This window comes from Pseudomonas sp. NPDC087358 (genome assembly GCF_044900785.1).
Taxonomy (GTDB): Bacteria; Pseudomonadota; Gammaproteobacteria; order Pseudomonadales; family Pseudomonadaceae; genus Aquipseudomonas.
In genome coordinates, this window is the sequence record NZ_JBJDOA010000028.1 from 1 (window position 1) to 3,127 (window position 3,127).

Sequence of the window (3,127 nt, forward strand, 5' to 3'; positions counted from 1 at the left end):
TATGGCCTCGCTTCAGCAAATCGGGTATGTGATCAGGTGCGTTCGTGTTGCAAACTTTCGGTGCATGTCATCTTCACAGTCACCGCAATCTGGCGCCTTTTCAGGTCAGCAAATTGCTTGGGTGTTATATGGTCAAGCCTCACGGGCAATTAGTATTGGTTAGCTCAACGCCTCACAGCGCTTACACACCCAACCTATCAACGTCGTAGTCTTCGACGGCCCTTCAGGGAACTCAAGGTTCCAGTGAGATCTCATCTTGAGGCAAGTTTCCCGCTTAGATGCTTTCAGCGGTTATCTTTTCCGAACATAGCTACCCGGCAATGCCACTGGCGTGACAACCGGAACACCAGAGGTTCGTCCACTCCGGTCCTCTCGTACTAGGAGCAGCCCCTCTCAAATCTCAAACGTCCACGGCAGATAGGGACCGAACTGTCTCACGACGTTCTAAACCCAGCTCGCGTACCACTTTAAATGGCGAACAGCCATACCCTTGGGACCGGCTTCAGCCCCAGGATGTGATGAGCCGACATCGAGGTGCCAAACACCGCCGTCGATATGAACTCTTGGGCGGTATCAGCCTGTTATCCCCGGAGTACCTTTTATCCGTTGAGCGATGGCCCTTCCATACAGAACCACCGGATCACTAAGACCTACTTTCGTACCTGCTCGACGTGTCTGTCTCGCAGTCAAGCGCGCTTTTGCCTTTATACTCTACGACCGATTTCCGACCGGTCTGAGCGCACCTTCGTACTCCTCCGTTACTCTTTAGGAGGAGACCGCCCCAGTCAAACTACCCACCATACACTGTCCTCGATCCGGATAACGGACCTGAGTTAGAACCTCAAAGTTGCCAGGGTGGTATTTCAAGGTTGGCTCCACGCGAACTGGCGTCCACGCTTCAAAGCCTCCCACCTATCCTACACAAGCAAATTCAAAGTCCAGTGCAAAGCTATAGTAAAGGTTCACGGGGTCTTTCCGTCTAGCCGCGGATACACTGCATCTTCACAGCGATTTCAATTTCACTGAGTCTCGGGTGGAGACAGCGCCGCCATCGTTACGCCATTCGTGCAGGTCGGAACTTACCCGACAAGGAATTTCGCTACCTTAGGACCGTTATAGTTACGGCCGCCGTTTACCGGGGCTTCGATCAAGAGCTTCGCGTTAGCTAACCCCATCAATTAACCTTCCGGCACCGGGCAGGCGTCACACCCTATACGTCCACTTTCGTGTTTGCAGAGTGCTGTGTTTTTAATAAACAGTCGCAGCGGCCTGGTATCTTCGACCGGCATGAGCTTACGGAGCAAGTCCTTCACCCTCACCGGCGCACCTTCTCCCGAAGTTACGGTGCCATTTTGCCTAGTTCCTTCACCCGAGTTCTCTCAAGCGCCTTGGTATTCTCTACCCAACCACCTGTGTCGGTTTGGGGTACGGTTCCTGGTTACCTGAAGCTTAGAAGCTTTTCTTGGAAGCATGGCATCAACCACTTCGTCGTCTAAAAGACGACTCGTCATCAGCTCTCGGCCTTGAAATCCCGGATTTACCTAAGATTCCAGCCTACCACCTTAAACCTGGACAACCAACGCCAGGCTGGCCTAGCCTTCTCCGTCCCTCCATCGCAATAACCAGAAGTACAGGAATATTAACCTGTTTTCCATCGACTACGCTTTTCAGCCTCGCCTTAGGGACCGACTAACCCTGCGTCGATTAACGTTGCGCAGGAAACCTTGGTCTTTCGGCGTGGGTGTTTTTCACACCCATTGTCGTTACTCATGTCAGCATTCGCACTTCTGATACCTCCAGCAAGCTTCTCAACTCACCTTCACAGGCTTACAGAACGCTCCTCTACCGCATCACCCTAAGGTGATACCCGTAGCTTCGGTGCATGGTTTGAGCCCCGTTACATCTTCCGCGCAGGCCGACTCGACTAGTGAGCTATTACGCTTTCTTTAAAGGGTGGCTGCTTCTAAGCCAACCTCCTAGCTGTCTAAGCCTTCCCACATCGTTTCCCACTTAACCATGACTTTGGGACCTTAGCTGACGGTCTGGGTTGTTTCCCTTTTCACGACGGACGTTAGCACCCGCCGTGTGTCTCCCATGCTCGGCACTTGTAGGTATTCGGAGTTTGCATCGGTTTGGTAAGTCGGGATGACCCCCTAGCCGAAACAGTGCTCTACCCCCTACAGTGATACATGAGGCGCTACCTAAATAGCTTTCGAGGAGAACCAGCTATCTCCGAGCTTGATTAGCCTTTCACTCCGATCCACAGGTCATCCGCTAACTTTTCAACGGTAGTCGGTTCGGTCCTCCAGTTAGTGTTACCCAACCTTCAACCTGCCCATGGATAGATCGCCCGGTTTCGGGTCTATTCCCAGCGACTAGACGCCCTATTAAGACTCGCTTTCGCTACGCCTCCCCTATTCGGTTAAGCTCGCCACTGAAAATAAGTCGCTGACCCATTATACAAAAGGTACGCAGTCACCCAACAAAGTGGGCTCCCACTGCTTGTACGCATACGGTTTCAGGATCTATTTCACTCCGCTCTCCGCGGTTCTTTTCGCCTTTCCCTCACGGTACTGGTTCACTATCGGTCAGTCAGTAGTATTTAGCCTTGGAGGATGGTCCCCCCATGTTCAGACAAGGTTTCTCGTGCCCCGTCCTACTCGATTTCATTGACAAGAGATTTTCGCGTACAGGGCTATCACCCACTATGGCCGCACTTTCCAGAGCGTTCCGCTAATCTCAAATCAACTTAAGGGCTGGTCCCCGTTCGCTCGCCACTACTAAGGGAATCTCGGTTGATTTCTTTTCCTCAGGGTACTTAGATGTTTCAGTTCCCCTGGTTCGCTCCATACACCTATGTATTCAGTGTAAGGTAACCATCTTATGATGGCTGGGTTCCCCCATTCAGACATCTCCGGATCAAAGTCTGTTTGCCGACTCCCCGAAGCTTTTCGCAGGCTACCACGTCTTTCATCGCCTCTGACTGCCAAGGCATCCACCGTATGCGCTTCTTCACTTGACCATATAACCCCAAGCAATCTGGTTATACTGTGAAGACGACATTCGCCGAAAGTTTGCATTTCACAAACTTTACCTTAGCCTGGACACACACCAGTGAAAGAGGTGC

The 3,127-nt window shown here is 51.9% G+C and carries 2 rRNA genes (1 of these 2 cut by a window edge); both read right to left on the reverse strand.

Annotated elements, in window-relative coordinates:
• Nucleotides 1-128 precede the first annotated feature (128 nt).
• Nucleotides 129-3,022: ribosomal RNA gene (locus ACI2KS_RS29540) — 23S ribosomal RNA — on the reverse strand.
• Between the two features lie 94 nt (nucleotides 3,023-3,116).
• Nucleotides 3,117-3,127 (reverse strand): 16S ribosomal RNA (locus ACI2KS_RS29545) (it continues 1,543 nt past the right edge of the window).
• The 16S and 23S rRNA genes sit together here, the layout of an rRNA operon.